Below are 24,304 nucleotides of genomic sequence, written 5' to 3' on the forward strand. Positions count from 1 at the left end.
TCTTGAACTCTTCCGTGTACCGCTTGCTGCTCATAGACACCTCGACTTGGTCGCCAGTTTAAGGCTACGAAGTGTCTAGGAAGGCCGGGGCGATTCAGAATCAGACGCTGAGGGCGCAGGCGATCCACGGGCAAGTGCAGCTTTCGGCATAGCAGGCTGTTTGGTGTAGTGTGGCTCATGCGCAGGTGCAGCTTGCGGAAGGCGACACGCCGGGCTTTGATGATTTCTAGCCCAGACCATTCCAATTCAATCGTAGTGTTCATGCCTCGCCCCCTGTCAGAACATAGAGTGCAATGCGATGAAGTACGCCTGTTTCGGTCTCTTCCTGTACCCAAAGCTTTTCGATTTTATGACCTTGATCTTTTAGCTCTTTGATGCGCCCTGCGGGGTGCATGATCTCTAGATTTTTGCGGGCTTCAAAGGTGGAGACCGGGCCTGTTCTCAATCGATCCAGTAGTCGGGCGCGTTGTGCGGCGTTGCTTGTGTCAGTATAAATGGTTTGCATGTTCCCCTCCTTAGGCAGATTTGCGGATCTGCTTGACGCGGGAAATCAGCCACGCATTCACATCGCTTTCATACCAGCCTACGGCACGTGCGCCCAAGGCCACAGGGACGGGGAATTGCCCGGCTGCGATGTAGGCGTAAAGAGTGGAGCGCGAAAGCCCTGTGCGGGCTTCTACTTGGTTGCGCCGAAGGATGTTCAGCGTATTTGGATTTGCTTGGATTTGTGTACCCATGATTACCTCCTAAAGAGTTGTTCCGGCGGGTGCTGGAACTCATGGCTGCACTATCTCGTTTCTTGTTTTTGCTTATAAGCCTGTCTGCGCATAGAGGTTACGGTCTGCACGCAGAGGTTACTCTGTGCGTGCAGAGCGTATTTGTTTGGCGGCTTCTCCGATGTGCTTTTGAGCGGTTCTAAAAGAGATCGAAAACTCTTTTGCTGCTTTTTCGGCGGCAGCATCTTGGCTGCGGAAATTGTTTCTGTTGTCTTGGTACCAGTCGAACACCTTCTGCTTGGTCATGCGGTTATGCTTGTGCCGAGCATCGTTTGCTTTGCGTGTGACGGATCTTAATGCATCTTCTCCACCTTCTTTTTTTTCAAGATTTATTCCCGATTCCCAATCATGGTCTCCATGCGCTAGCCTGTACGCTTCTGATGCTTCATGCAGCAGGTCTAGAGCCTGTTTTGGGGTGTTTTGATGTATCTCTGCGGCCTCAAAAAACCACATAAGCGCATACATCATTTGCATATCAGTATTGGGCGGTCTGTTTTCTAAAGGCAGGTCACGGTGGAGTTCATCTGGTGTCTTTTCGTGCCAAATGGATTCGTGAGCAAAAAACGCCAAGCCTTCCTCTTCTGCTTGGCTGTCTATAGTTCCGTTGCTATCTAGCTCGTCATCTTCGGTGGATGAGCAATATTCGTGAATTATGATTGATTGTTTTATATCGAAATAGTCAAAGGTTCTTGTGGCGAAGGTTGCTAAGGCGGAGAAGTTTTCTTTGTACTTGTCTAGAAGATAGGTGCGAATCTGAGAAAAGCTGCGGGCCCATTTTTCTCCGAAAACCTCAGGCATGGAGGAGGATGAGAGCCGATCAGCACTAACAGACAGCGTTATCGCGCTAGATATGGCTGTTCGTTCTGCGTATTTCGAGAGGCTTTCTATGACTTGTGACCTGTCCTCTTCGGACAGATCTTCTTGTTGTTGCCGTGTGAGTAGCTGGTATTTTCTGAAATCCATGGCGTAGCCTTTTGTTCTTTGTTCTTTGTTCGTTGAATGGTTGCTGCGCTGGTAAGGGTTTTCCGGTTTTCGCCCTGTCGGGCTAGGCGCAGCAAGCCCGCTATGCTGCGTTGCCGTGCAGGGGAATGATCTCCGCCCCGGCTTTCAGCTTGTCCAGATAGTCCGCCCATTCCTGCATCATGGCTCTGCGTTGTGGCAGGTGTGCGGTGCGGTTGTAGGCGCGTCCATTGGGGTCGCGTACTGCGTGCGCCAGTTGGTGTTCGATCAGTTCGGGCCGTACGCCCAGCACTTCATCCAGAATCGTGCGCGCCATGGCCCGGAAGCCGTGACCGCTCATTTCGTCCTTGGCAAACCCCATGCGGCGTAGGGCGGCAAGGATGGCGTTATCACTCATGGGGCGGGCCGTGGTGCGGGCGCTGGGGAAGAGGTAGCGGCCTCGCCCGGTGTGGGCGTGCAATTCGCGCAGCAGGCTCACGGCTTGGGTGGATAGCGGCACCAGATGCGGCTCGCGCATCTTCATGCGTTCGGCGGGAATGTTCCACTCTGCGGCGTCCAGATCAATTTCGGCCCATTCGGCCTGGCGCAGTTCGCCAGGGCGCACAAATACCATCGGGGCGAGGCGCAGGGCGAAGCGGGTCGTATAAAAGCCCTTGTAATCGTCTATGGCGCGCAGCAGGGCGGCGACTTCGGCGGGCTTGGTGATCGCGGCTAGATGCGTTTCCTTAGGGGGCGGCAAGGCGCCTTTCAGGTCGCTGGTGGGGTCGCGTTCGGCCCGGCCTGTGGCGACGGCGTAGCGGAACACCTGCCCGGCGTTTTGCATGGCCCTGTGCGCGGTTTCCACGGCGCCGCGCCCTTCGATCTTGCGCAGGGTTTCCAGTAGTTCCGGGGGCTTGATGTCGGCAATGGGTTTGCTTCCCAGCCGGGGGAACAGGTCGCGCTCAAGGCGGCGCAAGATGCGCTCACCGTGGTTGGGCGTCCATTGTGCGGAAAACTTGGCATACCACTCGCGAGCGATGACTTCAAAGCTGTTGGCGGCTTTTTCTTCCCCTGCGGCCTTCTGTGCCTTGCGCTGTGCGCCGGGGTCGATGTCATTCGCCAGCAGCTTGCGGGCTTCGTCGCGTTTGTCGCGGGCTTCCTTGAGGCTCACGTCGGGATAGGTGCCAAGGGACAGCAGCTTTTCCTTGCCGCCGTATCGGTACTTGATGCGCCACCACTTACCCCCTGCCGGGGTAAGCAAGAGGAACAGCCCTTTTTCGTCAGCCATTTTGACCGGCTTGTCTGAGGGCTTGGCATTACGCACGGCGGTATCAGATAGCGGCATGGGGGTAACTCCGTCAGGGGGTAACTCAGCTACCCCGAAACTTACCCCCGCTTGCCCCTGGATTGCAATAGACTATTTCGGACTGCTATAGACGCAAAAAAAGCCAGAAGCCTTGATTTCTCTAGGTTTGCTGGCCTTCGTTGCACTGCTTTGGACTGCATTTTGGTGGAGGCGGGGGGAATCGAACCCCCGTCCGCAAGACTTCCACAACTGGATCTACATACTTAGCCGCTCTATTTTTGTTTAACCCTGCGCTTAGCCGACCGGCAGGCCGACGCAAGGCGAGTCACCTATGTTTTAGCTCCGCACCAAGTAACCCGATGCAGCACGAGTCCCTGTGAATGACGCTGCTGTAGGTTTTACCCCACCTGACCCAGAGACCAATCAGTGCAGCGGCTTAGGCCTTAAGCGGCCAGAGCGAATTGCTCGTCGTTGGCGAGTATAGATTTCCAGATGGATTTACGAGGTAACTGGGCCTCGGTATGCACCACATCGCTTCTTGACCCACGTCGAAGCCAGGTCGCCCCCGGTTCCGTAGCCGATGCCAACGCGCATCGGTAAAGCAGTTTCATTCTAGCGCGTTCGGCGCGCAGGGCAAAGCAAACTCGTTATTGCCCGGAATCGCCCTTCAGCGCACTTTCGAGCACTTTGGAGACTTGCTCGGAGAGCTCCGGCAGCAGGGTGGCGCGCATGTGTGCTGTGGTCTGCACGCGCAGGCGCTCGGAGAGACCCAGCAGTTCGCTGGCGATGATGGGGGGCAGCTCCTTGGCGAGCCACTGGTTCAGGCTCTGCGAGATCTGCGCATCGAGCTCGATGAGGCGTTCGCTCATGGCCGCGGCAGCGCCTTGTACGGCCTCCTGCCGGGCGGCCTGCAGGGCTGGCCATTGATTGATCTCAGCCTCTTCGCGGCCTTGGCGGATGGCGGCCTGCACGGCATGCTGCTGCATCTGACGCGCTTCGTGGAGGGTCTCGGCGCGCGCCTTGGCGACGGCCTCCTGAATGGCGTGTTGCTGTTCGACGCGCATTTCTTCGCGGACGCGTTCGACGGCTTCATCCACCGCGCGCTCGATGACCTCATCTGGTGGCAGCGGGCTCATGGGCTGGAATTGGCCGCTGGGTGTGTAGTCGTCGAGATCCAGATTCAGCGAAAAGGCTTCCTGCACGCGTGGCGGTACCGCAGGCGCGGTTTCGCTGACGGGTAGGGCTAGTGCGTCGGTGAGTTCAGGCAGCTCTTCCTCGACAACCTCGGTGAGCATTGGGAGTTCTTCTGCGTCCGGGCTTACGCCGCTGGTGCGGTTGCGGCGGATCAGGGCATCGGCCTTGCCTAGCAGGGCGCGATCAAGGGGAAGGTCATCGGCACTGGAGCTGTTCATGAATTTCCCTTGGACAGATCGAAGGCCTGCACCGGATGGGACTGCTGTTTGTAGAAGCGCCAGCGCTCGCGAGCGGTGACGCGACTGGCTTCGTCGGTGCCGACGATCTCGACAAGCTGGGCGTAGCGGGTATAGCCCTCCGGCAGATCGTCGGCAAGGTTCAGCAGCAGATCGTCATGGACTAGTTCTTCTGCCCTTCGTGCGATGAGGACCGGGGTGCGGGCCGCGAGCGGGGAGCTGGTTACAACGTGTGGAACGAAGGATAGCGGCTGCCGTGTCCACAGCAGGTTGTCGTAGCGCTGGGCAGTGCTGGCGTCCGGCGCGAAGACCACCACCTTGTGCCCGGCGCGTACGGCCTTGGTAGTGATGGCGCAGGCCGCCTCGAGGCGGTCCTGCGCATTGTGATAGAAGCGGACCTCGGTCACTGCCCGGCCCGTTGCAGCAGGAACTCGGCCAGCAGTGGCACCGGGCGGCCGGTCGCTCCCTTGTCTGCGCCGCTCTTCCAGGCGGTGCCGGCGATATCGAGGTGGGCCCACTTGTAGGCCTTGGTGAAACGCGACAGGAAGCAGGCGGCTGTGATGCTGCCGGCCGGTCGGCCGCCAATGTTTGCGATGTCGGCGAAGTTGCTTTTGAGTTGCTCCTGATATTCGTCGAAGAGCGGCAGCTGCCAGGCTCGGTCGCCTGCATTCTGGCCGGCGGCAAGTAGTTCAGCGGCGAGCGCGTCGTCATTGGCCAAGAGGCCGGAGGTGTGGTGGCCCAGGGCGATGATGCAGGCGCCGGTCAGGGTGGCGATATCCACCACGCAGGCGGGCTTGAACTGCTCGGCGTAGGTCAGCGCATCGCACAGGATCAGGCGGCCTTCTGCGTCCGTATTGAGGATCTCGATGGTCTGGCCAGACAGCGAGGTGACTACATCGCCCGGCTTGACGGCGGTGCCGCTGGGCAGGTTCTCGGTGGCTGGGATCAGGCCGACCAGGTTGATCGGCAGGCCCAGCTTGGCGACGGTGCGGAAGATCCCCAACACGGAGGCGGCGCCGCACATGTCGAACTTCATTTCGTCCATGCCTTCGCCCGGCTTCAGGGAGATGCCGCCGGAGTCGAAGGTGACGCCCTTGCCGACCAGTACGACCGGAGCCTCCTTGGCCTTGCCGCCCTTGTATTCGAGCACGATGAAGCGCGGCTCTTCGCGCGTACCCTGCGCCACGGACAGGAAGCTGCCCATGCCCAGCTCTTCAATGCCCTCGCGGTCGAAGACCTTGAGCTTGAGTTTGTATTCGCGAGCGAGGCTCTTGGCAGTGTCGGCCAGCGTGCTCGGAGTGCAGTAGTTGGCGGGCAGGTTGCCCAAATCGCGGGCCAGGGCCTGACCCGCAGCAATCGCTGCGCCTTGTTCGACGGCGCGCTTGGCGGCCGAGTCGCTCTTGCCCTGCAGGATGAAATCAAGCTTGGCGGGGCCGGCGGGCTTGTCTTCAGCCTTGGCCTTGATGGCTTCAAAACGGTAGGCGGTGTCGGCCAGCAGGGTCGTAGCGCTACGCAGGCTGGCGGGCAATTCGAGACCGGCGGCAACCAGATCGGTGGCCGCAAAGGCCGCGGATTTGGCCTTGCTGTTTGATAGCCACTTGCCGACGGCAAGCAACGCGGTGCGCAGGGTCTTGGCGTTCAGTTCAGTACGTTTGCCGAGGCTTACCACCAGTACGCGTTCGGCCGTGACGCCGGGCAGTGTGGGCAGGGCCAGCAGGCTGCCTGCCTTGTCGTCCAGGTCGCGCAGGCAAAGCTTGCCGAGCAGGCCCTGGCTGGCGGCGTCCGTGGCGGCGAACTGTGGGCCGGCTTCGCCATCGCTGCTGCGGGCAAGGATCAGGCAGTCGGTTTTGAGTTTCTCGGGGCTTGCTGCTTTTATGCTAAATTCCATGGCCTTTTCCTGATGTAGCGGCGGCGTGCGCCAATTGTCCGGACGCCTGATTATCCCCGCTGCAGCTTGATGCCGTCAAAGCGAGTACTCATTCCATCATGATTTTCCGCCGCGCAGCGATGCGCGAATTTGCAAGTACGGCGGCAGCGATCTTTGTTGCGCTGTTCTTCATTCTGGTTACGGTGATCCTTGTACGCCTGCTATCGCAGGCGGCGGGCGGTCGTCTGCCGGCCGATGCGGTGCTGGCGCTGATCGGTTTCTCGACCCTCAATCACCTGCCGGTCACACTGGCGCTGTCAGTGTTTGTGGCGGTGTTGTTGTCGCTCTCGCGCAGCTATCGCGATTCGGAAATGGTGGTGTGGTTTTCTTCCGGGCTCTCGTTGACCGCCTGGTTGCGGCCGGTGCTGGCCTTCGTTATGCCGATCGTGGTGGTGATCGCGGCGCTTTCGTTATTTCTGTCGCCGTGGGCGCAGGGCAAGGCGCTTGAGTATCGCAAGCGCCTCGAGACGCGGGATGAAGTTTCGCGGGTGGCGCCCGGCGTGTTCCGTGAATCCGTTTCGGCGCAGCGGGTGTTCTTTGTGGAATCGGTGGATCGCGAGGCTGGCAAGGTTCGCAATGTGTTCATCAATTCGTCCAAGGATGGTCGCCAGGATCTGACGGTGGCGGCTGAAGGGCTGGTCGAGTCGGCCTCCAATGGCGATCGTTTTGTGGTGCTTTTCAACGGTCATCGTTACGAAGGCGAGCCTGGTTCGGCCGAGTACCGCGTGATGGCGTTCGAACGTTATGCGGTGCGGATCGAGCCGAAAGAAATCGGGGTGATCGAATTCACTCCGCGCACGCTGACCACGCTCAATCTTTTCCTGCTCCCCAGTAATGCCAACAAGGCCGAGCTGGCCTGGCGTTTCGGGATTCCACTGGCGACCCTGTTGCTGGCTTTGCTGGCGATTCCGCTGTCTTTCGTAAACCCGCGTGCCGGGCGAGCCAATAGCCTGATCTTTGCAGTGCTGGCGTTTGCGGTCTATTTCAACCTGCTCGGGGTCAGCCAGGCCTGGATTGCCAAGGGCAAGCTGGATGTTCTGGCCGGCATGGCCTGCGTGCATGGCGGCATGTTCCTGTTACTGGTGCTGCTGTTTGGCTGGCGTATGTTGCCTGACCTGAGGCGTTTCAAGCGATGAAGACTGCTCGCGGCTATTTGCGCCGGGAAATCATTTATTCCACCCTGCTGGTGCTGGGGGCCTTTCTGTGCCTGTTTGCCTTCTTCGACTTTCTGGCTGAGCTCGAGGATCTGGGCAAGGAGGGCTACCGTCTCAAGCACGCGGTGATCTTTGTGGCGCTGTCGATCCCGAGCCGGGCCTACGAGGTCATGCCGATCGCGGTGCTGATCGGCACGCTTTACGCGCTGACCCAGTTTGCCCGCAATTCTGAACTCACCGTCCTGCGTGCGGCCGGCGTGTCCACGCGGCAGTTGCTGGTCGCCTTGATGCGCATCGGTCTGTTTTTCGTGGTGCTGACCTTCGTGCTGGGTGAATACGTGGCACCTCCGCTTGAGCGGATTGGCCAGAAGTGGCGTTTGCGAACGACCAATGCCACCGTGCCGCAGGAGTTGCGCACAGGAATGTGGATGCGCGATGGTCGTTTGTTCGTGAACGTGCAGCGCGTCCTGCCGGACGCCTCGCTCGAGATGGTGAAGATCTACGAGTTCGATTCTGAGCATCGTCTGGCGACACTCAACGTTGCCAAGCGCGGGGTGTATTCCGTAGAGCAGGGTTGGCTGCTCAGTGAAGTGGTGCAGACCCGCTTTCATGGCGACCGTACCGAGCTCTTGAATATCCCTTCCTTGCGTTGGGCTTCTGAACTTACGCCGGAGTTGATCAGTGTCGTGATGGTGACGCCAGAGCGCATGGCCCTGGCGAGTCTGTATCAGTACAAGCGCCATCTGGAAGCCAACTCACAGCGTACCGGGCGCTATGCCGTGGCGTTCTGGAAAAAGCTGGTCTACCCGCTGGTGACGCTGGTAATGATGGTCTTGGCACTCCCCTTCTGCCTGGGCAACCAGCGGTCGGTGAATGTGGGCGCGCGCGTGCTGACAGGCGTGATGCTGGGGATCGGTTTCTATCTGCTCAATGCCTTGTTTTCGAATCTGGGCGTGCTGAATGCCTGGCCGGCCTTGATGAGCGCCGCGCTGCCCAGCCTGTTGTTCTTCCTGCTGGCCGTTGGCCTGATGTGGAAAGTTGACCGGCGCTGAGTGCGGGTTCAGTGCTTAGTCGGCGTCCTGGCGCAAGGCCGGGTTGAAAACGATGCGGGTGCCGGCTAGCCGGTCGTGCGGGAATTGGCGTTCGCGATCGACGAAAGCGGTCCAGATCAAGCCGACTCCGCTCAAAAGCAGCAGCATGGAAGGCCAGGCCAGTGCGTAGCGCAGCAGGCTGCGCCCCAGCGAGGGTGGTAAGCCGCTGTTTGCGTCTACCAGTTGCAGCTGCCAGGTCTGCATGGCCAGGGTCTGGCCGCGCCGGTGCCAGAGCCAGATGAAGTACGCCCCCAGCAAAGCCAGCAGATGCAACCACTCAAGCCAGCCGGGCGGGGTGATGCCGAAAGCTACGCCCAGCGTGAGCAGGGGGGCTAGAAAGCCGAGGGCAAGCACGCCCAGCAGAAGCAGGGATTCATAAAGCATGGCGGCCAGGCGGCGACGCAGGCTGGCGAGTTCTACTTGCGGGCGGTTGGGCATTGGCGTGTAGCGCTTATTCGCGCTCGATTTCTTCTTCCGGGGGCGGAGGCGGTACTTCGACCGGCACAACGACAGGCACTACTGCTGGCGCACTGGCGGTGGCCACGCGAACGCGGGTGGAAGGGTTTTTCAGGGTAAGCGCCTTGGGCGGACGCAATTCAGTGGTGCGCGATTGAGTCGGTGCCGAAGCATCAGGGAGCGGTGTCGGCGCGGGTGAGCGCGCCAGTGCCGGGCTCTGGGCGCGCAGGCGGGCCTTTTCTTCTTCGGGCAGCGCCTGGTACTCCTGCCATTTGCGCTCTAGTGCCCGGCGTTGTTCGGGCGCGTTGGCTTGGAGCTGACGGTACTGGATACGTGCGAGTTCGCGCTGCGCAGGGGTCAGGCTCAGCCATTCCCGCATCCGGTCCTGCATGCGTGCCTGTTCGACATCGCTCAGGGCGGCGAAGCGGCGTGCGATGCCCAGCCAGCTCTGACGGCGCGAGTCTGGCAGTTTGTCCCACTCGCGGGCGAGCGGCGCCAGGGCCGTGCGTTGCTGGGCATTGAGCTGGCTCCAGCGCGGTTGGGCGCCGCCAGGCAGCAGGCCGCTGGTCTGCGCGTGAGCGCTGACCATTAGCCCGAGGATAAGGATTATTGTCGCGAGGAGTCGGCCAGCCACGACTGGAAGCCCCGGTCGAGATACGCGTCGATCGGCAGTTCATCGCTGAGCAGGGCAGAGTCGATGTCTTCCTGGCTCTCGATGTGTTGCAGTGACAGGGTCTGGTTGCCGGCCAGCAGCACCAGAACCAGGCCGAAGGCCATGGCCAGTGGGCGCAGACGCTCTTCGAGCCAGCTCCAGCCGGAGCGGCCAACGCTGGCCAGCGAGAGTTCGCCGGATTGTGTCGGCAAGCCGGCCAGCGCCGCCTGGCGGGCGGCGAAGAGGCGTTCGGTCACCGGCACGTCTAGTTGAGCGGTGCCCGCATTGAGCTGATTGCGTACAAACAGGCCCAGCTCGCGTTCTGCGGCGAAGTCCAGGGGGTAGGGGGATTGTTGGGGGGTCATAGTTCAATTCCTTTCGCACGCAGCGCAGCCGCCAGCGTGTGACTGGCCCGGGAGCAGTGCGTCTTTACGCTACCCTCGGAGCAGCCCATGGCGGCGGCTGTCTCGGCAATGTCCATTTCCTCCCAGTAACGCATGAGGAAGGCTTCGCGTTGACGCGCGGGCAGTTTGGATATTTCACTTTCTATGATGGACAGGGTTTGTGACTGTTCTAGGCGCCCTTGTGGTCCGGCAGGCAGCATGCCGGTGTCTGCGGTTTCGATGCTCTCCAGCGGATCTGGTTCCCCTTCCTCGCCGCTGCCGAAGGCTGAAAGCAGGCTGACCCACAGGTTGCGCACGCGGGAGCGGCGCATGTGGTCGCGGATGGCGTTCTGCAGAATGCGCTGAAACAGCAGGGGCAGCTCTTCCGCCGGGCGTGCCGCGTACTTCTCGGCGAGCTTGAGCATGGCTTCCTGCACCACATCCAGGGCGGCCTCCTCATCGCGCAGGGCGAACTGGGCTTGCCGGAAGGCGCGCCTTTCGACGCCGGCTAGGAAATCTGAGAGTTCGATGCGTGAAGCCAGAGTCTGACCTGTTGCCTGTGGGTGCGAACCGGCCGGCGCCTTGACCAATCCTGATGGCGCCGGTAAGGTAATGGGTTCTTTTGTTGGGGTGTGTGGGTGCGGGAATGGTCTTGACCGGTGCGGAAATTGTAGTGAGGTGCCTGCAGGAAGAAAAGGTCGAATACGTATTCGGCTATCCTGGCGGGGCTGTGCTTTTCCTGTACGACGAAATTTTCAAGCAGGACAAGTTCCGTCACGTATTGGTGCGCCATGAGCAGGCTGCTGTGCATGCGGCCGATGGTTACGCCCGTACCACACAGAACGTCGGTGTGGCCTTGGTGACCTCCGGCCCCGGCGCAACCAATGCTGTGACAGGCATTGCCACGGCCTACATGGACTCGATCCCACTGGTGATCATCAGCGGCCAGGTGCCAACTGCCGCCATCGGCCTGGATGCCTTCCAGGAAGTCGACACCGTGGGCATTACGCGTCCCTGCGTGAAGCACAATTTCCTGGTGCGGGATGTGCGTGACATCGCCGTGACCCTCAAGAAGGCATTCCACATTGCCCGTAGCGGTCGGCCAGGGCCGGTGCTGGTCGACATCCCGAAGGATGTGACCGCCCAGCGCTGCGAATACGCTTACCCCGAGCAGATCAGCATTCGCTCCTACAGCCCGACCCCACAGGCTGAGCCGGAACAGATCCGCAAGGCGCTGCAACTGCTGCTTGCTGCCAAGCGCCCGATGATCTACACCGGCGGTGGTGTGGTGCTGTCGAATGCCGCAGAGAAATTGACCCGGCTGGCACGTTTGCTGGGTTTCCCGGTGACCAACACCCTGATGGGGCTGGGCGGCTATCCCGCATCTGACAAACAGTTTGTCGGCATGCTGGGCATGCACGGGACTTATGAAGCCAACATGGGCATGCACTACTGCGACGTGCTGCTGGCCGTTGGGGCCCGTTTCGATGATCGCGTGATCGGCAATACCGCGCACTTTGCGCAGGAGCCGCGCAAGATCATTCATATCGATATCGATCCCTCGTCGATTTCCAAGCGCGTAAAGGTTGATGTACCCATCGTCGGAGACGTGGGTGATGTGCTGGATGCCATGATCGCCGGGCTGGAGTCTGGCGGGCGCCCGAATCCTGAGCTCACCAGCGCGTGGTGGCGCCAGGTGGATGAATGGCGCAGCCGTAACAGCATGGTCTACAAGAATTCCGACGAGATCATCAAACCGCAGTTCGTGGTCCAGAAACTGTGGGAAGTAACCGGCGGTGAGGCCTTCGTGGCCACGGACGTCGGCCAGCATCAGATGTGGGCGGCGCAGTATTACGGCTTTGATGAGCCGCGCCGCTGGGTGACTTCGGGCGGTCTTGGCACCATGGGGTTCGGTCTGCCTGCCGCCATGGGCGCGCAGCTGGCGCATCCGGATAAGCCGGTGGCCTGCATCACGGGCGAAGGGTCGATCCAGATGTGCATTCAGGAGCTTTCCACCTGCAAGCAGTATCGCCTGCCGATCAAGATCATTTCCCTGAACAACCGTTATCTGGGCATGGTGCGGCAGTGGCAGGAAATCTTCCACGGCAACCGCTACTCGGAGTCCTACATGGATTCGTTGCCTGATTTCGCTAAGCTCGCCGAGGCCTACGGCCATGTTGGCTTGCAGATCACCAAGCCAGGCGACGTGGAAGGCGCGCTGCGCGAAGCCTTTGCGCGCAAGAACGATCTGGTGTTCATGGACTTCCAGATTGATCAGACTGAAAACGTCTACCCGATGATCCAGGGTGGCAAGGGTCTCAACGAGATGATCCTGTCGTCCGAAGACCTGTAAGAGGCCTGCAGATGCGTCACGTACTTTCCCTGCTGCTTGAGAACGAATCCGGAGCACTGTCGCGCGTTTCGGGCCTGTTCTCCTCACGTGGCTACAACATTGAATCCCTGACCGTGGCACCGACCGAGGATGCCTCGTTGTCGCGCATGACCATCGTGACCAGTGGTTCGGACGAAGTCATTGAACAGATCACCAAGCAGCTCAACAAGCTGGTGGATGTGGTCAAGGTGATGGATGTCTCCGAGGCTGCTCATATCGAACGCGAGCTGATGCTCGTGAAGGTTCATGCGGTGGGCGCTGCACGTGAAGAAATGAAGCGCATGTCGGAGATTTTCCGTGGCCGCATCATCGATGTGACCGAATCGAGCTATGTCATCGAGCTGACGGGCACGCAGGACAAGCTTGATTCTTTCCTCGGCGCGATCGACTCCGCGCTGATTCTCGAAACCGTTCGTTCCGGGGTGTGCGGTCTAGGCCGTGGCGACCGGGTTCTGAAAGTTCAGTGACAAGCGACATGTGATACGTGGCTTGGCCACTTATCACGTATCACGTCTCACCCATCACATGGAGAAAACAATGAAGGTTTATTACGACAAGGACGCTGATCTCTCCCTCATCAAGGGCAAGCAGGTCGCCATCATCGGTTACGGCTCGCAAGGCCATGCCCACGCGCAGAACCTGCGTGACTCCGGCGTGAATGTGGTCGTTGGTCTGCGCAAGGGTGGTGCTTCGTGGTCCAAGGTTGAAGCCGCCGGCATCAAGGTTGCAGAAGTGAATGACGCGGTGAAGATGGCCGACGTGGTCATGATCCTGCTGCCGGACGAGAACATCCCCGAGGTGTACAAGAACAACGTCGAGCCGAATATCAAGCAAGGCGGCGTGCTGGCGTTTGCTCACGGCTTCAACGTGCATTACAACCAGGTCGTGCCGCGCGCTGATCTGGATGTGATCATGGTTGCCCCGAAGGGCCCGGGCCACACCGTGCGCTCCGAGTACCTGAAGGGTGGTGGCGTGCCGTCCCTGATCGCTGTGTATCAGGATCGTTCCGGCAAGGCCAAGGACATCGCTCTGTCCTACGCGGCAGCCAATGGCGGCACCAAGGGTGGCGTGATCGAGACCGATTTCCGCGAAGAAACTGAAACCGATCTGTTCGGCGAACAGGCTGTGCTCTGTGGCGGCGCTGTCGAGCTGGTGAAGATGGGCTTCGAAACCCTGACCGAAGCTGGCTACGCTCCCGAAATGGCCTACTTCGAGTGCCTGCACGAACTGAAGCTGATCGTCGATCTCATGTATGAAGGCGGTATCGCCAACATGAACTACTCGATCTCCAACAACGCCGAATACGGCGAGTACGTGACCGGCCCGGAAGTCATCAACGAGCAGTCCCGCGAAGCCATGCGCAATGCCCTGAAGCGCATCCAGACCGGTGAATACGCCAAGATGTTCATCCTCGAAGGCCGTACCAACTACCCGTCGATGACGGCTCGCCGTCGTCTGAACGCAGTGCACCCGATCGAAACCGTCGGCGGTCAGCTGCGTTCGATGATGCCGTGGATCTCCAAGAACAAGCTGGTTGATCAAAGCAAGAACTGATGTAGTTTTGCCTTGAGGGGGTAGAGGGAGTGGCTTTGGCCCCTGCCTCTGCCCCCTCGTTGTATTCTGCTGCAGTGAAACCGGAGCACATGCAGATGGTCTGCAAGGCTGCCGATGGCAACAAGGGAACACCATGAGCGATCCGATCCAGATGGATGAAGACACGCCTGAGGCCGATGTGCGCAAGCGTTCGCGTGCGATCTACATCCTGCCCAATCTGTTTACCAGCGCGGCGCTGTTCGCTGGTTTCTATTCCATCGTGCAAGCCATGAATGACCGCTTTGAACTGGCGGCCGTGGCAATCTTCATTGCTATGGTGCTGGATGGCTTGGATGGCCGTGTGGCACGCCTGACCAACACCCAGAGCCAGTTTGGTGCCGAATACGACTCGTTGTCCGACATGGTCGCCTTCGGTGCGGCGCCCGCGCTGGTGGCTTACGAGTGGGCCATGAAGGATCTGGGCAAGTTTGGTTGGGTGGCCGCCTTCATTTACTGCGTGAGTGCCGCCCTGCGGCTGGCGCGTTTCAATACCAATATTGCGGTGGTCGATAAGCGTTACTTCCAGGGCTTGCCCAGTCCGGCGGCTGCGGCATTGCTGACGGGTTTTATCTGGGTGGTTAATGATAACGGTATTGCTGGGACGGCTCATCTGGGCTGGATCCCCGTGCCTTGGTTGGCTGCAGGCTTCGCGATCTTTGCCGGCTTGTCGATGGTCAGCAATGTGCTGTTCTGGAGTGGCAAGAGCATCAATCTGCGCCGGGCCGTCCCGTTCTCGGTGGCGCTGGTGTTCATTGGCGCGCTGCTCGCGGTGCATTCCGATCCGCCCAGCGTGCTTTTCGGCCTCTTCGTGTGCTACGGCCTGTCGGGCTATGTGATGAGTCTGTGGCGTCGCCTGCGCAAGGCCCGCGCTGCAGCCCCCCGAATCAAGTAACAAGTTTTCCGGAGAAATTGTGATGACGGATCGTCTGGTCATTTTCGACACCACCCTGCGTGACGGCGAACAGAGCCCGGGCGCAGCCATGACCCGTGACGAGAAGGTGCGCATTGCGCGCCAGCTCGAGAAGATGCGCGTGGACGTGATCGAGGCCGGTTTTGCTGCCGCCTCGAACGGTGATTTCGAATCTGTGCGTGCCGTGGCTGAGGCCGTCAAGGATTCCACCGTGTGCTCGCTGGCACGTGCCAACGAGAAGGACATCGCGCGCGCCGGCGAAGCCATCAGGCCGGCTAATGCTGGGCGCATCCACACCTTCATCGCGACCAGTCCGATCCACATGGAGAAGAAGCTGCGCATGACGCCGGATCAGGTCGTCGAGCAGGCGGTGCGCGCTATCGGCTGGGCCCGTCAATTCACGGACGATGTGGAGTTCTCGGCCGAGGATGCCGGGCGCAGCGAGCTGGACTTTCTGTGCCGGGTATTCGATGAGGTCATCAAAGCTGGTGCGAAGACCATCAACGTGCCGGATACGGTCGGCTACAGCATGCCGGACCAGTACGCGGCCCTGATCCGCAGCCTGATCGAGCGCGTACCGAATGCGGACAAGGTGGTGTGGTCAGTGCATTGCCACAACGATCTCGGCCTCGCGGTCGCCAATTCGTTGGCTGCCGTGCGTGCTGGTGCGCGTCAGGTTGAATGTACGGTGAATGGCCTTGGCGAGCGTGCTGGCAATGCTGCGATGGAAGAGCTGGTGATGGCGATTCACACGCGCAGCGATGTCTTTCCGGTCACAACGCGCATTGACACCACGCAGATCGTGCCGGCTTCCAAGCTTGTATCGCAGATCACGGGTTACCCGGTGCAGCCGAACAAGGCCATCGTGGGGGCGAATGCCTTTGCGCATGAATCCGGCATTCACCAGGATGGCGTGCTCAAGCATCGTGAAACCTACGAAATCATGCGCGCCGAAGATGTGGGCTGGACCACCAATCGCCTTACTCTCGGCAAACTTTCCGGCCGCAATGCTTTCCGTGCGCGGATGCAGGATCTGGGCGTCGTGTTTGAATCCGAAGAGCAGCTCAACGCGGCCTTTGCGCGCTTCAAGGAGCTTGCAGACAAGAAGCAGGAAATCTTCGACGAGGATCTGCAGGCGCTGATGTCTGACGAAGTCGTGACGCCTGAGCAGGAGCACTACAAATTGCTGTCCTTGCGGGTGTGCTCGGAAACCGGCGAAGTGCCGTCTGCAGGAATTACGCTGTCGGTCGGCGGGGTTGAGCACAAGGCTGAGGCCAATGGCTCCGGGCCGGTCGATGGCGCTTTCAAGGCCATCGAATCGATCGCGCAGAGCGGTGCTGCGCTGCTGCTTTACTCGGTGAATGCGATCACCGGTGGCACCGATGCACAAGGCGAGGTTACGGTTCGCCTGAGTAAGGGTGACCGGGTAGTGAATGGTCAGGGCGCGGATACCGACATCATCATCGCTTCAGCCAAGGCCTACATCAATGCGCTGAACCGGCTGGAGTCGAGTGGCCTGCGCGTCGATCCGCAAGGCGAGGGTGTTTGATCAGGCGCTGGCAGGCGTCACAAAGGCGTGCTGCGGCACGCCTTTTTCGTTCACTGTCATGCCTTCTGGCGTGAAGGGGCGGATTGGCGGGCGAAGAGCGCACATAGGCAGAAAATGGCCAGCGCCAGCAGGGCTTCGCAGCCACCCAGCACTGCGCCGATGCCCTTGACGGTGCTGGCGCTCACCACGCCAAAGGTGAAATAGATCCAGATGGCCAGGCTCATCCACTGGAAGGTGTAGCGCCGCCCCTTCAGGAAACCGGGCAGGGCGGCCAAGAGTGGAAGCACTTTCAACACCAGCCAGGAGCCGCCAGGACGTAGCGGCGCCAGCCACAGTTCGGCGGCCAGGCACAGAGCGATCAGGGCCAGCAGGCAGACAGTGGCAGCAGTGCGGGTGACGGACAGGCTGGGCATTGGGGCGGACGGCGTTGGGCGTGGCCGTCTGAGTCGTTAGAATGCCCGCATTATACGGTTCTGGTGTTGCCCCCCGCCCCATGAAAGCACGATTCGCAGACCATCCCCTGTTCCAGTTTGCCCGGCTTGTACAGTACAAGTTCGGTGAAGTGCGGGTGATGCAGACCGCAGGTGCGCTGACCTACACGACCCTGCTGTCGCTGGTGCCGATGCTCACCGTAGTGCTTCTCGTGATGCGCCAGTTTTCGCCCTTCATGAAGCTCGGCGAGGGGATGCGCGGCTTCTTGTTGCAGAACCTGCTGCCGGAAAAGGCCGGCAAGGTGGTGGCGACCTACGCCTTGCAGTTCTCTGAGAAGGCCTCCAGCCTGACCATTGTCGGCACCGTCTTTCTGGTGGTCACCGCGATCATGCTGTTTGCGACCATCGACCGCACCATCAGCAGCATCTGGCTGATCCGCCGTCCGCGCCCCTGGTATGTGCGCATCCCGATCTACTGGTTGGCGCTGACGCTTGGGCCGGTGATCTTTGCGGTGGGCGTGGCGGCAACGGGGGATCTGATGCATGCCTCGCTCGGGATGATGGACAACCCCGCCGGCTGGCTGCGCAAGTTTGCCGACCGGGCCGCCACCGCCTTGCTACTGTCGGCACTCTTTGTATTTCTTTTCCACGTCGTGCCGAATCGGCGCCTGAAGTTCTGGCATGGCCTCGCCGGCGGGCTGGTGGCAGGTGTCGGGGTAGTACTGGTGCAGCGCCTGTTCGGTTTCTACCTAGCCAAACTACCCAATTTCACCCTGATTTACGGCACCTTCTCGGTACTGCCGATTTTCCTGATCTGGGTCTATCTGAGCTGGCTGGTTATCCTGTTGGGTGCCACCGTGGCCGCAGTGCTGCCCGCTTTCGGCATGCGTAGCCGCCTCTTGCCCCTGAGTCCGGCCGGCCGTGTGGTGGCGGTGATGCGCCTGGCACAGGCTTTGGTGGCAGCGCAGGATATCGGCCAGGCCGCCGAAGTTGACCAGCTTGCCGCGGCCTGTCGTATGACGCCTGGGCAGACCGAGCAGATGTTGGAGGACATGCGTCTGGCCGGATGGACGGTACGCACCGAGGATGGCGCGTGGATGCTGTGCGTGGCTGGCGAGGCCTTGCAACTGGGGGAGCTGATTTCCTGCCTAGTGATCGGCGTGCAGCGCAGCGAGGTGCTCGATGCTCGCTTCTCTGCGGCTGACCGGGCTTTGCTGGACTGCAGCCTGGGGGAGCTGCGCACAACCCTGGCGCGGCCGGTTGGGCGACTTTCTGCCCCGGGTGCGGGCTAGATCGGGTAGGGGTCGACCTCGAACTGAAACAGCTCCACATTCGAGGTCTGCAAGTCCAGACTCAGCAGGCGGCATTGCGCCACGTAGAGCCGGTCGATGTCGGAGATCAGTGAGAAGCGGCGCGAGATATAGGTGCCGGCCGGTGCCAGCACGGCCTGATGCTGGCGCAGAGCGGGCAAAACGGGTAGGACGAGTGCGCGAACCATGCCGGCCTCACGCTCGCTGCCCTTGAAACCGACCTGGATTGGAATCGCGCCGCGCGACAGCATCTGCAGGCCGATTTCGATCTGATTGACCGCGTCGCTGCGGATCCAGCGCACCACGCACAGGCTCCAAATGTCGCTGACATCGCGCCGCAAGGCAATCGCCATGCCGGCCAGCAAACCGCTGCTGCGTCCCTGCAGGGTCATGATGGCGTAGCCGCCGGGGCTTTCATTGACGACGCCCCATTCGCTGACCAGCGCCGGATCATCACCATGGCGCAGTACTGTCCAGATCGCAGTCAGACCCACGCAGGCCTGTACCGTGTATTCCTGCCGCCGTCGCGGCTGCTCGCGGCGTGGCGGCGTGGCCCAGCGGCTGCGCAGGCGTTCCAGCAGGGTGGCCGGATGTACATCCGGGAAGTCCGGATGTACATCCAGATCACCGCCGGTGCGACCGCTTTCGTGGCGGGCCAGCTGTTCGCCGGCACGGCGTGCCAGGCCGGTGGTTGAGAAATACAGCAGGCTGCGGCCTTCCGGCGCATCGCGCCGCACACAAGCCTGAGGCTCTGCACTGCCATAGGGGTCCAGCCAGTACCAGGCGCCATCCAGCGCAGGCGGGCGAATTTCCTGCACGCTGATACGGGAGAGGTATTCGGCGGCCCAGTCCAGCTCGGCCGGGGACAGGCTCTGCGGCTCCAGCGAGGCCATCGCGAGCAGGCGTTTGTAGGCGTAGAGCGCCGTTTCGACCGGGCTGGCAGCCTGTTCGAGTGCACCGGCTTCGCTGCGCGACATGGCGTAGAGGCGCCAGGCAATCCGCCAGGCCTCCGGCTCAGGATCGAGTCCGGCTTGACCCAAGGTGAGGTAGTTTTCGCCGAGCAGGCGAAGGGCACGTGCTGACGCGGTTTCGTTCAGACGTTTCTGCGGCGTGCCGGCACGGGCATCGGCATCGGTCAGGACACGTTCGAAGCCCTGGGCGACGCGCTTGAGGACCTCGGCGATCTGGCGCGCCCTGTTGAGCAAGGCGGCCGGCAGGGGCAGGGCTTCGCGGCGCAGTGCCTGACGGTGTTCCAGGCACAGGCGCAGCGCGCGGCCGTAGAAGAGTTCGATGCAGTGATGGAACTGCTGGCTGCTGATGGTCGGGCTGTGCAGGGCGTCGAGCTGCTGACCGAGCGCCAGGGCCTCGGCGGCAAGGTCGGCCGCAGGCTGGCCGCTGAGCCAGTCTAGGATCGGGCCGGTCGGGTCGGCGGAGAGGTCAGGGTCGATGGACATGCCATGCACGGCGAGGGACAGGAAGGCCAATTCTAGCCCGGATATCTCTCGTGGAAGAGGGGGGGCTCCGGCTTCTAGATTAAACTTGCCACTTTTGCCGCGCAGAACCCCATGGCCCGTAATCGTGAGGGCGACTATTCCAGTCCGCCCGTGTTCGACTCCCAGCTCAATGCCCTGAAGCTACCGCCTCACTCTGTCGAGGCAGAGCAATCTCTGGTGGGCGGCTTGCTGCTGGATAACTCGGCCTGGGATCGGGTTGCGGATCTGGTCAGTGAAGTCGATTTCTATCGCGACGAGCACCGCCGCATCTTCCACCACATTGCCAAACTGATCGAGCAGGGCAAGCCGGCCGACGTGGTGACGGTGTTCGAATCGCTCGACAAGAGTGGCGATGCGCAGCATGTGGGGGGGCTTGCCTATCTGGGCGAGGTGGCTAACAACACGCCGTCAGCGTCGAACGTGCGTCGTTACGCCGAGATCGTGCGCGAGCGGGCTATCCTGCGCAAACTGGTCACGGTGGGTGACGAGATCGCCTCTGGCGCGCTAGCCCCGGCCGGGCGCGACGCCAACCTGATTCTCGACGAGGCCGAGTCCAAAATTCTGTCGATTCGCGACGAGGGCGCGCGCCAGAACACCGGGTTTGTGCCGATCCAGCCGGTGTTGGGGCAGGTGGTGGAGCGTATCCAGGAGCTCTACGACCGTGACAACCCTGCGTCGGTGACCGGCGTGCCGACCGGTCTGGCAGATCTCGACAAGATGACCTCCGGCCTGCATGGCACTGACATGATCATCGTCGCCGGCCGCCCGGGTATGGGCAAGACCTCATTTGCACTGAACATTGCTGAATCGGTGGCGCTGGATGCTCAGTTGCCGGTGGCGATCTTCTCGATGGAAATGCCGGCCACCCAGCTGGTGATGCGCTTCATCTCCTCGGTGGGGCGGCTGGATCAGCACCGTTTGCGTACCGGCAAGCTCAATGATGACGAGTGGCAGCGTCTCTCATATTCGCTGGGCAAGTTGCATGAAGCGCCGATTTTCATCGACGAGACGCCGGGCCTCAACCCGATCGACTTGCGCGCCCGCGCCCGTCGTCTGCATCGCCAGCATGGTGGCAAGCTCGGCCTGATCATCATCGATTATCTGCAGCTGATGACTTCGCACAAGCAGAGCGATAACCGCACGGCCGAAATCTCGGAAATTTCGCGTTCGGTGAAGTCGCTCGCCAAGGAACTCAACGTGCCGATCATGGCGCTCTCGCAGCTCAACCGCAGTCTGGAACAGCGTGCCGACAAGCGCCCGATGGCCTCTGACTTGCGTGAATCCGGCGCGCTTGAGCAAGATGCGGACATCATCATGTTTGTGTACCGCGATGAGATCTACAACCCGGATACCCAGGACAAGGGCAAGGCCGAGCTGATTATCGCCAAGCATCGTAACGGCCCGACCGGCATGGTGCCGATGACCTTCATCGGCGAGTACACCCGTTTCGAGAATTACGTGCAGGGCGCCGGGTACTGAGTTCATGCCGTCAGCTCGCGCAGGCATTTCCTCCGGTTAACAGACTTTTACTTCCCGGAGCTTGCCGCACGGCGCTTTTTGCTGCGGCAGTTTGTTGCAGTACGTTACAATCCGGCGGCTTTACCGAGGCCGAAATATGACGGCCCGGCTTACCCAGTCTTGATATCAGGGGTTCATGCATGTCTGACGCCGTACAGCCCGGTGGCAAACCGGATCGCGAATTCTGCAGCACTAGTGATGCGGCCCAGATGCTGGGCGTGTCGCTGGGCACCGTGCAGCAGATGGTGGAAAACGGCCTTCTTGATGCGTGGAAAACGGCCGGTGGCCATCGCCGTATTCGCGTGACCTCGGTTGAAGCTTTCCTGCGCAAGCGTCAGGCAGGTCCGGTGACGACTCCGGCACCGTCGACCGAGTTGCGTGTGCTGATCGCCGAAGATGACCGCCTGATGCAGGCGCTTTACGAAAAGACGGTGGCAACCTGGGAGATGCCGATCAAGGTCAAGATCGTGGCTTCTGGCTTCGAAGGCCTGATGGAAATCGGTCGCAACCCGCCGGATCTGCTGGTGGCCGATCTGGTCATGCCGGATCTGGATGGTTTTGCAATGATTCGCAAGCTGCGTGACGATCCGCAACTGGCGGGTATGGACATCATCGTGGTGACCGGCCTGACCGCCGAGGACATCGAAGAGCAGGGTGGCCTGCCTGAAGATGTGCTGATTTACGGCAAGCCGATTCCATTCCGCGAGCTCAAGGGTTACATCCAGGCGCGCCTGATGCAGATGCAGCGCCGGGCTGTGCGACCCTGAGCCTTCCCGGAAGTAGAGATCGAACGGCAGCCTTGGCTGCCGTTTTTGTTTTCGATGCCCCGCCCTGTGTGCTCAGACCGCGCTGCGGTGGGCGATGTAGGCGCGCCAGCCGCTAAACGGGCTGATGTCTTCAGCCTCCGTGAGGGCCGTGTGTTCGCACAGGAAACCCTTGAGCGTTTCGCCGTTGTCCAGGATCAGGCTGCCGATGCCCAGCGGGGCTGGGATGCGGGCGACGAAATCACCAAAGGCGGCCGGGGCCAGCTCCCAGACCTCGACGGCGATGGCTACGCCACCTGAGCTGACCGCTTGCAGGCCGGGCTTGGGCGGCACGCTGCCGGGCAGAGCGTAGAGCCGGTAGGCCGGCGCGGTGTGACAGGCCCGTACGAAGCGGGCGGCGCGCTCGGTCAGTTCGTGATTCAGCGGCATGCCTGAGAGGTGGGCGCCGACCACTGCCAGGCGGATCCATGGGGCCTCCGGGGTGGCCGGCCATTCCATTCGTGCGCCTGGCGGCGGCAGTGCGTGGCGGGTGTGGCCGACGCGACAGTCGCTGCTGCGATGCAGGGTGTCGGCCAGGCGTGCAAGCGCGGCATCATGCCAGGCCGGTGCCAGCAGGGTGACACCGGCGGGCAGGCCGTCCGGGCGCAGTGGCCCGGGCACTGCCACGGCGCATAAATCCAGCAGGTTCGCGAAGTTGGTGTAATACCCGAGCTGGCTGTTGAGGCGCACCGGATCGGCCTGGATGGCATTGATCCGATGCTGGGTTGGCGCACTTGGCAGGGCCAAGAGGTCCAGGTTCCGCCATACGGGGGCGACCTGCTGGCGCAAGGCCTGCAGGCGGGTCTGCGCCTGCATGGCCTGTGCGGCGTCGAACTCGAGACCGCGTGCAATGACTGTGAGGACGGTCGGGTCCAGTGATTCGGGCTGGTTCTGTAGCATGCCCTTCGTGGCTTCGAGGCGTTCAGCCACCCAGGGGCCATCGTAGAGCAGCGCCGCCGTTGCAGCGAAAGGTGCGAAATCAAACTCGACCAGCTCGCCCAGCGTGGCGAGTTTTTCCAGCATGTCGGCGTAATGCGCCGCGGCTTGCGCGTCGCCAAAGAATTCGCGCTGCTCGGCGCGCAGCACGCCGATCCGGGGCCGGGCCGGCAAACCGGCCGCTTGCGCATGGCGTGACCATGGATCGGTAGGGTCCGCCCCGCCGGCGACACAGAGCACCTGCCAGGCTTCACTGGCGCTGATGGCGAATACCGACACGCAATCGAGTGAGCGGCAAGCGGGTACTACACCGGTGGTGGGGAGCCAGCCGCGCGTGGGTTTGGCGCCGACGATGTTGTTGAAGGCGGCCGGCACACGCCCGGAGCCTGCCGTGTCGGTCCCCAGTGCGAAGCTCACGCAGCCTTCCGAGACGACGACGGCCGAGCCTGAGCTGGAACCGCCGGAGATATGTTCGGTACTGAAGGTGGAGCTAGGGGTGCCATAGGGCGAGCGGGTGCCGACCAGGCCTGTGGCGAACTGGTCCAGGTTGGTCTTGCCGATGAGGATCGCGCCGGCATCGAGCAGGCGCTGCACCACTGTGGCATGAGCTTCTGCGATATAGCGGAAGGCGGGGCAGGCGGCGGTGGTGGGCAGGCCGGCGACATCGATGTTGTCCTTCACGGCAAACGGGATGCCGTAGAGCGGGCGCTGCGGGCCAGGGCCAAGTGCTTCCAGCTCCCGCGCGCGTTGCTGCAAGGCGGGGGCATCCAGGCGATAGATCCAGGCTGCCGGATTCGAGGCGGCCAGCAAGGGCTGCAATGCGCTGAGCAACTGTAGCGGCGTGAGTGCACCACTCGCATAGTCCTTTTGCAGGGCGGTAATGGAGAGATCGCGGCCAGAAGAGAGCGTCGAGTCGGTCATGGGAGCGTCCAGGTCGGTAGAGAGTGCTTGTATACAAGTAGGTGTGCAATCGTCGTGCCAACTTGACCGGGTGCTTACGGCTTCATTCAAGGTTTTGATTTTTATCGACTTGTTGGGCGTTCTTGAGCTCCGGGGGGCTGTCGCCGGGGCAGGGGTGCGCACCGCAGCGGGGGATGGCGTGGCACTCCGCCCGCTTCTGGTGCGGGGCGCCAACAGTTCCCCCAGCTCCCTGCCGGAGTGGCGCGGATCAGTCAGAGAAGGCTGGGGCGCTTGCCGCTACAAGGTTTGGGAGGGCGTGGCGGGAGGGCTGTTCAGCAGAGGCACAAGTAGGGGA

General features: G+C 61.4%; 25 protein-coding genes and 1 other RNA gene. 10 read left to right on the top strand and 16 right to left on the bottom strand.

Annotation, left to right across the window (positions count from 1 at the left end):
- The 9 genes from C0V76_RS20140 to C0V76_RS18490 form a co-directional block, all read right to left on the bottom strand.
- Window positions 1-263: hypothetical protein (locus C0V76_RS20140; RefSeq protein ID WP_216821797.1), on the bottom strand; the 263-nt coding region annotated here is incomplete at its 3' end.
- Complete coding sequence (locus tag C0V76_RS18455) at window positions 260-505, bottom strand: helix-turn-helix domain-containing protein (RefSeq protein ID WP_101944383.1); 246 nt, start codon at window positions 503-505, stop codon at window positions 260-262. The genes C0V76_RS18455 and C0V76_RS20140, both read right to left, overlap by 4 nt.
- A 10-nt stretch (window positions 506-515) precedes the next feature.
- Complete coding sequence (locus C0V76_RS18460) at window positions 516-737, bottom strand: AlpA family transcriptional regulator (protein WP_101944384.1); 222 nt, start codon at window positions 735-737, stop codon at window positions 516-518.
- Between the two features lie 117 nt (window positions 738-854).
- Window positions 855-1,739 (bottom strand): hypothetical protein, encoded by an 885-nt coding sequence (locus C0V76_RS18465; protein WP_101944385.1) that lies wholly within the window; start codon window positions 1,737-1,739, stop codon window positions 855-857.
- Window positions 1,740-1,839: 100 nt separating this feature from the next.
- Window positions 1,840-3,060, bottom strand: coding sequence for an integrase arm-type DNA-binding domain-containing protein (locus C0V76_RS18470; protein WP_101944386.1), 1,221 nt, complete (start codon window positions 3,058-3,060; stop codon window positions 1,840-1,842).
- A 163-nt stretch (window positions 3,061-3,223) separates the two neighbouring features.
- Window positions 3,224-3,588: a transfer-messenger RNA gene (ssrA, locus tag C0V76_RS18475) on the bottom strand.
- 80 nt (window positions 3,589-3,668) lie between these two features.
- Complete coding sequence (locus C0V76_RS18480; RefSeq protein ID WP_101944387.1) at window positions 3,669-4,433, bottom strand: hypothetical protein; 765 nt, start codon at window positions 4,431-4,433, stop codon at window positions 3,669-3,671.
- Complete coding sequence (locus tag C0V76_RS18485; RefSeq protein WP_101944388.1) at window positions 4,430-4,858, bottom strand: DNA polymerase III subunit chi; 429 nt, start codon at window positions 4,856-4,858, stop codon at window positions 4,430-4,432. Before C0V76_RS18485 ends, C0V76_RS18480 begins: the two co-directional genes overlap by 4 nt.
- The gene (locus C0V76_RS18490) at window positions 4,855-6,339 is read right to left on the bottom strand and encodes a leucyl aminopeptidase (RefSeq protein ID WP_101944389.1); all 1,485 of its coding nucleotides are present in this window, start codon (window positions 6,337-6,339) and stop codon (window positions 4,855-4,857) included. The genes C0V76_RS18485 and C0V76_RS18490 overlap by 4 nt, the downstream gene beginning before the upstream one ends.
- Before the next feature lie 98 nt (window positions 6,340-6,437).
- Here C0V76_RS18490 and lptF point away from each other — a divergent pair, with 98 nt between their 5' ends.
- The gene (gene lptF / locus C0V76_RS18495; protein ID WP_101944390.1) at window positions 6,438-7,514 is read left to right on the top strand and encodes an LPS export ABC transporter permease LptF; all 1,077 of its coding nucleotides are present in this window, start codon (window positions 6,438-6,440) and stop codon (window positions 7,512-7,514) included.
- Window positions 7,511-8,584 carry an LPS export ABC transporter permease LptG gene (gene lptG / locus C0V76_RS18500; protein WP_101944391.1) on the top strand — a complete coding sequence of 358 codons (1,074 nt, stop codon included), beginning with the start codon at window positions 7,511-7,513 and terminating at the stop codon, window positions 8,582-8,584. The genes lptF and lptG overlap by 4 nt, the downstream gene beginning before the upstream one ends.
- A 15-nt stretch (window positions 8,585-8,599) precedes the next feature.
- Here lptG and C0V76_RS18505 read toward each other — a convergent pair whose 3' ends face one another.
- Genes C0V76_RS18505 through C0V76_RS18520 form a run of 4 tightly spaced genes read right to left on the bottom strand, consistent with a single transcriptional unit; the run spans window position 8,600 to window position 10,704 of the window.
- Entirely contained in the window at window positions 8,600-9,061 is a 462-nt protein-coding gene (locus tag C0V76_RS18505) for an RDD family protein (protein WP_101944392.1), read from the bottom strand.
- A 13-nt stretch (window positions 9,062-9,074) separates the two neighbouring features.
- A complete protein-coding gene (locus C0V76_RS18510) occupies window positions 9,075-9,668 on the bottom strand; it encodes a DUF3106 domain-containing protein (RefSeq protein ID WP_101944393.1) in 594 nt (197 codons plus the stop codon).
- 17 nt (window positions 9,669-9,685) lie between these two features.
- Window positions 9,686-10,096 (bottom strand): DUF3619 family protein, encoded by a 411-nt coding sequence (locus tag C0V76_RS18515; protein WP_101944394.1) that lies wholly within the window; start codon window positions 10,094-10,096, stop codon window positions 9,686-9,688.
- Entirely contained in the window at window positions 10,093-10,704 is a 612-nt protein-coding gene (locus C0V76_RS18520) for an RNA polymerase sigma factor (RefSeq protein WP_101944395.1), read from the bottom strand. Before C0V76_RS18520 ends, C0V76_RS18515 begins: the two co-directional genes overlap by 4 nt.
- A 56-nt stretch (window positions 10,705-10,760) precedes the next feature.
- Between C0V76_RS18520 and C0V76_RS18525 the strand changes: the two genes are divergently transcribed.
- The 5 genes from C0V76_RS18525 (at window position 10,761) to C0V76_RS18545 (ending at window position 16,558) form a co-directional block, all read left to right on the top strand.
- Window positions 10,761-12,467 (top strand): acetolactate synthase 3 catalytic subunit, encoded by a 1,707-nt coding sequence (locus C0V76_RS18525; RefSeq protein WP_101944396.1) that lies wholly within the window; start codon window positions 10,761-10,763, stop codon window positions 12,465-12,467.
- Window positions 12,468-12,478: 11 nt separating this feature from the next.
- The gene (ilvN, locus tag C0V76_RS18530; protein ID WP_101944397.1) at window positions 12,479-12,973 is read left to right on the top strand and encodes an acetolactate synthase small subunit; all 495 of its coding nucleotides are present in this window, start codon (window positions 12,479-12,481) and stop codon (window positions 12,971-12,973) included.
- 58 nt (window positions 12,974-13,031) lie between these two features.
- Complete coding sequence (gene ilvC, locus C0V76_RS18535) at window positions 13,032-14,060, top strand: ketol-acid reductoisomerase (protein WP_158239289.1); 1,029 nt, start codon at window positions 13,032-13,034, stop codon at window positions 14,058-14,060.
- Window positions 14,061-14,193: 133 nt separating this feature from the next.
- Window positions 14,194-14,991, top strand: a complete 798-nt coding sequence (gene pssA, locus C0V76_RS18540; protein ID WP_101944399.1) for a CDP-diacylglycerol--serine O-phosphatidyltransferase — start codon at window positions 14,194-14,196, stop codon at window positions 14,989-14,991.
- 22 nt (window positions 14,992-15,013) lie between these two features.
- Entirely contained in the window at window positions 15,014-16,558 is a 1,545-nt protein-coding gene (locus C0V76_RS18545) for a 2-isopropylmalate synthase (protein WP_101944400.1), read from the top strand.
- A 56-nt stretch (window positions 16,559-16,614) separates the two neighbouring features.
- Here C0V76_RS18545 and C0V76_RS18550 read toward each other — a convergent pair whose 3' ends face one another.
- Window positions 16,615-16,971 (bottom strand): DUF2069 domain-containing protein, encoded by a 357-nt coding sequence (locus C0V76_RS18550; RefSeq protein WP_101944401.1) that lies wholly within the window; start codon window positions 16,969-16,971, stop codon window positions 16,615-16,617.
- A gap of 80 nt (window positions 16,972-17,051) precedes the next feature.
- Between C0V76_RS18550 and C0V76_RS18555 the strand changes: the two genes are divergently transcribed.
- On the top strand, window positions 17,052-18,281 hold the full coding sequence (locus C0V76_RS18555; protein ID WP_158239290.1) for a YihY family inner membrane protein: 1,230 nt from the start codon (window positions 17,052-17,054) through the stop codon (window positions 18,279-18,281).
- Here the strand turns inward: C0V76_RS18555 and C0V76_RS18560 are convergent.
- Complete coding sequence (locus C0V76_RS18560; RefSeq protein WP_143707471.1) at window positions 18,278-19,753, bottom strand: hypothetical protein; 1,476 nt, start codon at window positions 19,751-19,753, stop codon at window positions 18,278-18,280. The genes C0V76_RS18555 and C0V76_RS18560 overlap by 4 nt on opposite strands.
- A gap of 111 nt (window positions 19,754-19,864) precedes the next feature.
- Here C0V76_RS18560 and dnaB point away from each other — a divergent pair, with 111 nt between their 5' ends.
- Both dnaB and C0V76_RS18570 read left to right on the top strand, forming a co-directional pair.
- Window positions 19,865-21,271 carry a replicative DNA helicase gene (dnaB, locus tag C0V76_RS18565; RefSeq protein WP_101944404.1) on the top strand — a complete coding sequence of 469 codons (1,407 nt, stop codon included), beginning with the start codon at window positions 19,865-19,867 and terminating at the stop codon, window positions 21,269-21,271.
- A 179-nt stretch (window positions 21,272-21,450) separates the two neighbouring features.
- Entirely contained in the window at window positions 21,451-22,077 is a 627-nt protein-coding gene (locus C0V76_RS18570) for a response regulator (protein WP_101944405.1), read from the top strand.
- A gap of 72 nt (window positions 22,078-22,149) precedes the next feature.
- On the opposite strand, the gene atzF is transcribed toward C0V76_RS18570, so the two are convergent.
- Window positions 22,150-23,970, bottom strand: coding sequence for an allophanate hydrolase (gene atzF, locus C0V76_RS18575; RefSeq protein ID WP_101944406.1), 1,821 nt, complete (start codon window positions 23,968-23,970; stop codon window positions 22,150-22,152).
- Window positions 23,971-24,304 lie beyond the last annotated feature (334 nt).

Source organism: Uliginosibacterium sp. TH139, assembly GCF_002855595.1.
GTDB lineage: Bacteria > Pseudomonadota > Gammaproteobacteria > Burkholderiales > Rhodocyclaceae > Uliginosibacterium > Uliginosibacterium aquaticum.

Coding starts and splice junctions, on each gene's coding strand:
- C0V76_RS18510 (WP_101944393.1), bottom strand. CDS start 9,668: ATGGTCAGCGCTCACGCGCAGACCAGCGGCCTGCTGCCTGGCGGCGCC.
- C0V76_RS18505 (WP_101944392.1), bottom strand. CDS start 9,061: ATGCCCAACCGCCCGCAAGTAGAACTCGCCAGCCTGCGTCGCCGCCTG.
- C0V76_RS18515 (WP_101944394.1), bottom strand. CDS start 10,096: ATGACCCCCCAACAATCCCCCTACCCCCTGGACTTCGCCGCAGAACGC.
- C0V76_RS18560 (WP_143707471.1), bottom strand. CDS start 19,753: ATGTCCATCGACCCTGACCTCTCCGCCGACCCGACCGGCCCGATCCTA.
- C0V76_RS18460 (WP_101944384.1), bottom strand. CDS start 737: ATGGGTACACAAATCCAAGCAAATCCAAATACGCTGAACATCCTTCGG.
- C0V76_RS18545 (WP_101944400.1), top strand. CDS start 15,014: ATGACGGATCGTCTGGTCATTTTCGACACCACCCTGCGTGACGGCGAA.
- C0V76_RS18465 (WP_101944385.1), bottom strand. CDS start 1,739: ATGGATTTCAGAAAATACCAGCTACTCACACGGCAACAACAAGAAGAT.
- C0V76_RS18455 (WP_101944383.1), bottom strand. CDS start 505: ATGCAAACCATTTATACTGACACAAGCAACGCCGCACAACGCGCCCGA.
- C0V76_RS18490 (WP_101944389.1), bottom strand. CDS start 6,339: ATGGAATTTAGCATAAAAGCAGCAAGCCCCGAGAAACTCAAAACCGAC.
- C0V76_RS18480 (WP_101944387.1), bottom strand. CDS start 4,433: ATGAACAGCTCCAGTGCCGATGACCTTCCCCTTGATCGCGCCCTGCTA.
- C0V76_RS18470 (WP_101944386.1), bottom strand. CDS start 3,060: ATGCCGCTATCTGATACCGCCGTGCGTAATGCCAAGCCCTCAGACAAG.
- C0V76_RS18525 (WP_101944396.1), top strand. CDS start 10,761: ATGGTCTTGACCGGTGCGGAAATTGTAGTGAGGTGCCTGCAGGAAGAA.
- ilvN (WP_101944397.1), top strand. CDS start 12,479: ATGCGTCACGTACTTTCCCTGCTGCTTGAGAACGAATCCGGAGCACTG.
- atzF (WP_101944406.1), bottom strand. CDS start 23,970: ATGACCGACTCGACGCTCTCTTCTGGCCGCGATCTCTCCATTACCGCC.
- lptG (WP_101944391.1), top strand. CDS start 7,511: ATGAAGACTGCTCGCGGCTATTTGCGCCGGGAAATCATTTATTCCACC.
- C0V76_RS18550 (WP_101944401.1), bottom strand. CDS start 16,971: ATGCCCAGCCTGTCCGTCACCCGCACTGCTGCCACTGTCTGCCTGCTG.
- C0V76_RS18555 (WP_158239290.1), top strand. CDS start 17,052: ATGAAAGCACGATTCGCAGACCATCCCCTGTTCCAGTTTGCCCGGCTT.
- ilvC (WP_158239289.1), top strand. CDS start 13,032: ATGGAGAAAACAATGAAGGTTTATTACGACAAGGACGCTGATCTCTCC.
- pssA (WP_101944399.1), top strand. CDS start 14,194: ATGAGCGATCCGATCCAGATGGATGAAGACACGCCTGAGGCCGATGTG.
- lptF (WP_101944390.1), top strand. CDS start 6,438: ATGATTTTCCGCCGCGCAGCGATGCGCGAATTTGCAAGTACGGCGGCA.
- C0V76_RS18570 (WP_101944405.1), top strand. CDS start 21,451: ATGTCTGACGCCGTACAGCCCGGTGGCAAACCGGATCGCGAATTCTGC.
- dnaB (WP_101944404.1), top strand. CDS start 19,865: ATGGCCCGTAATCGTGAGGGCGACTATTCCAGTCCGCCCGTGTTCGAC.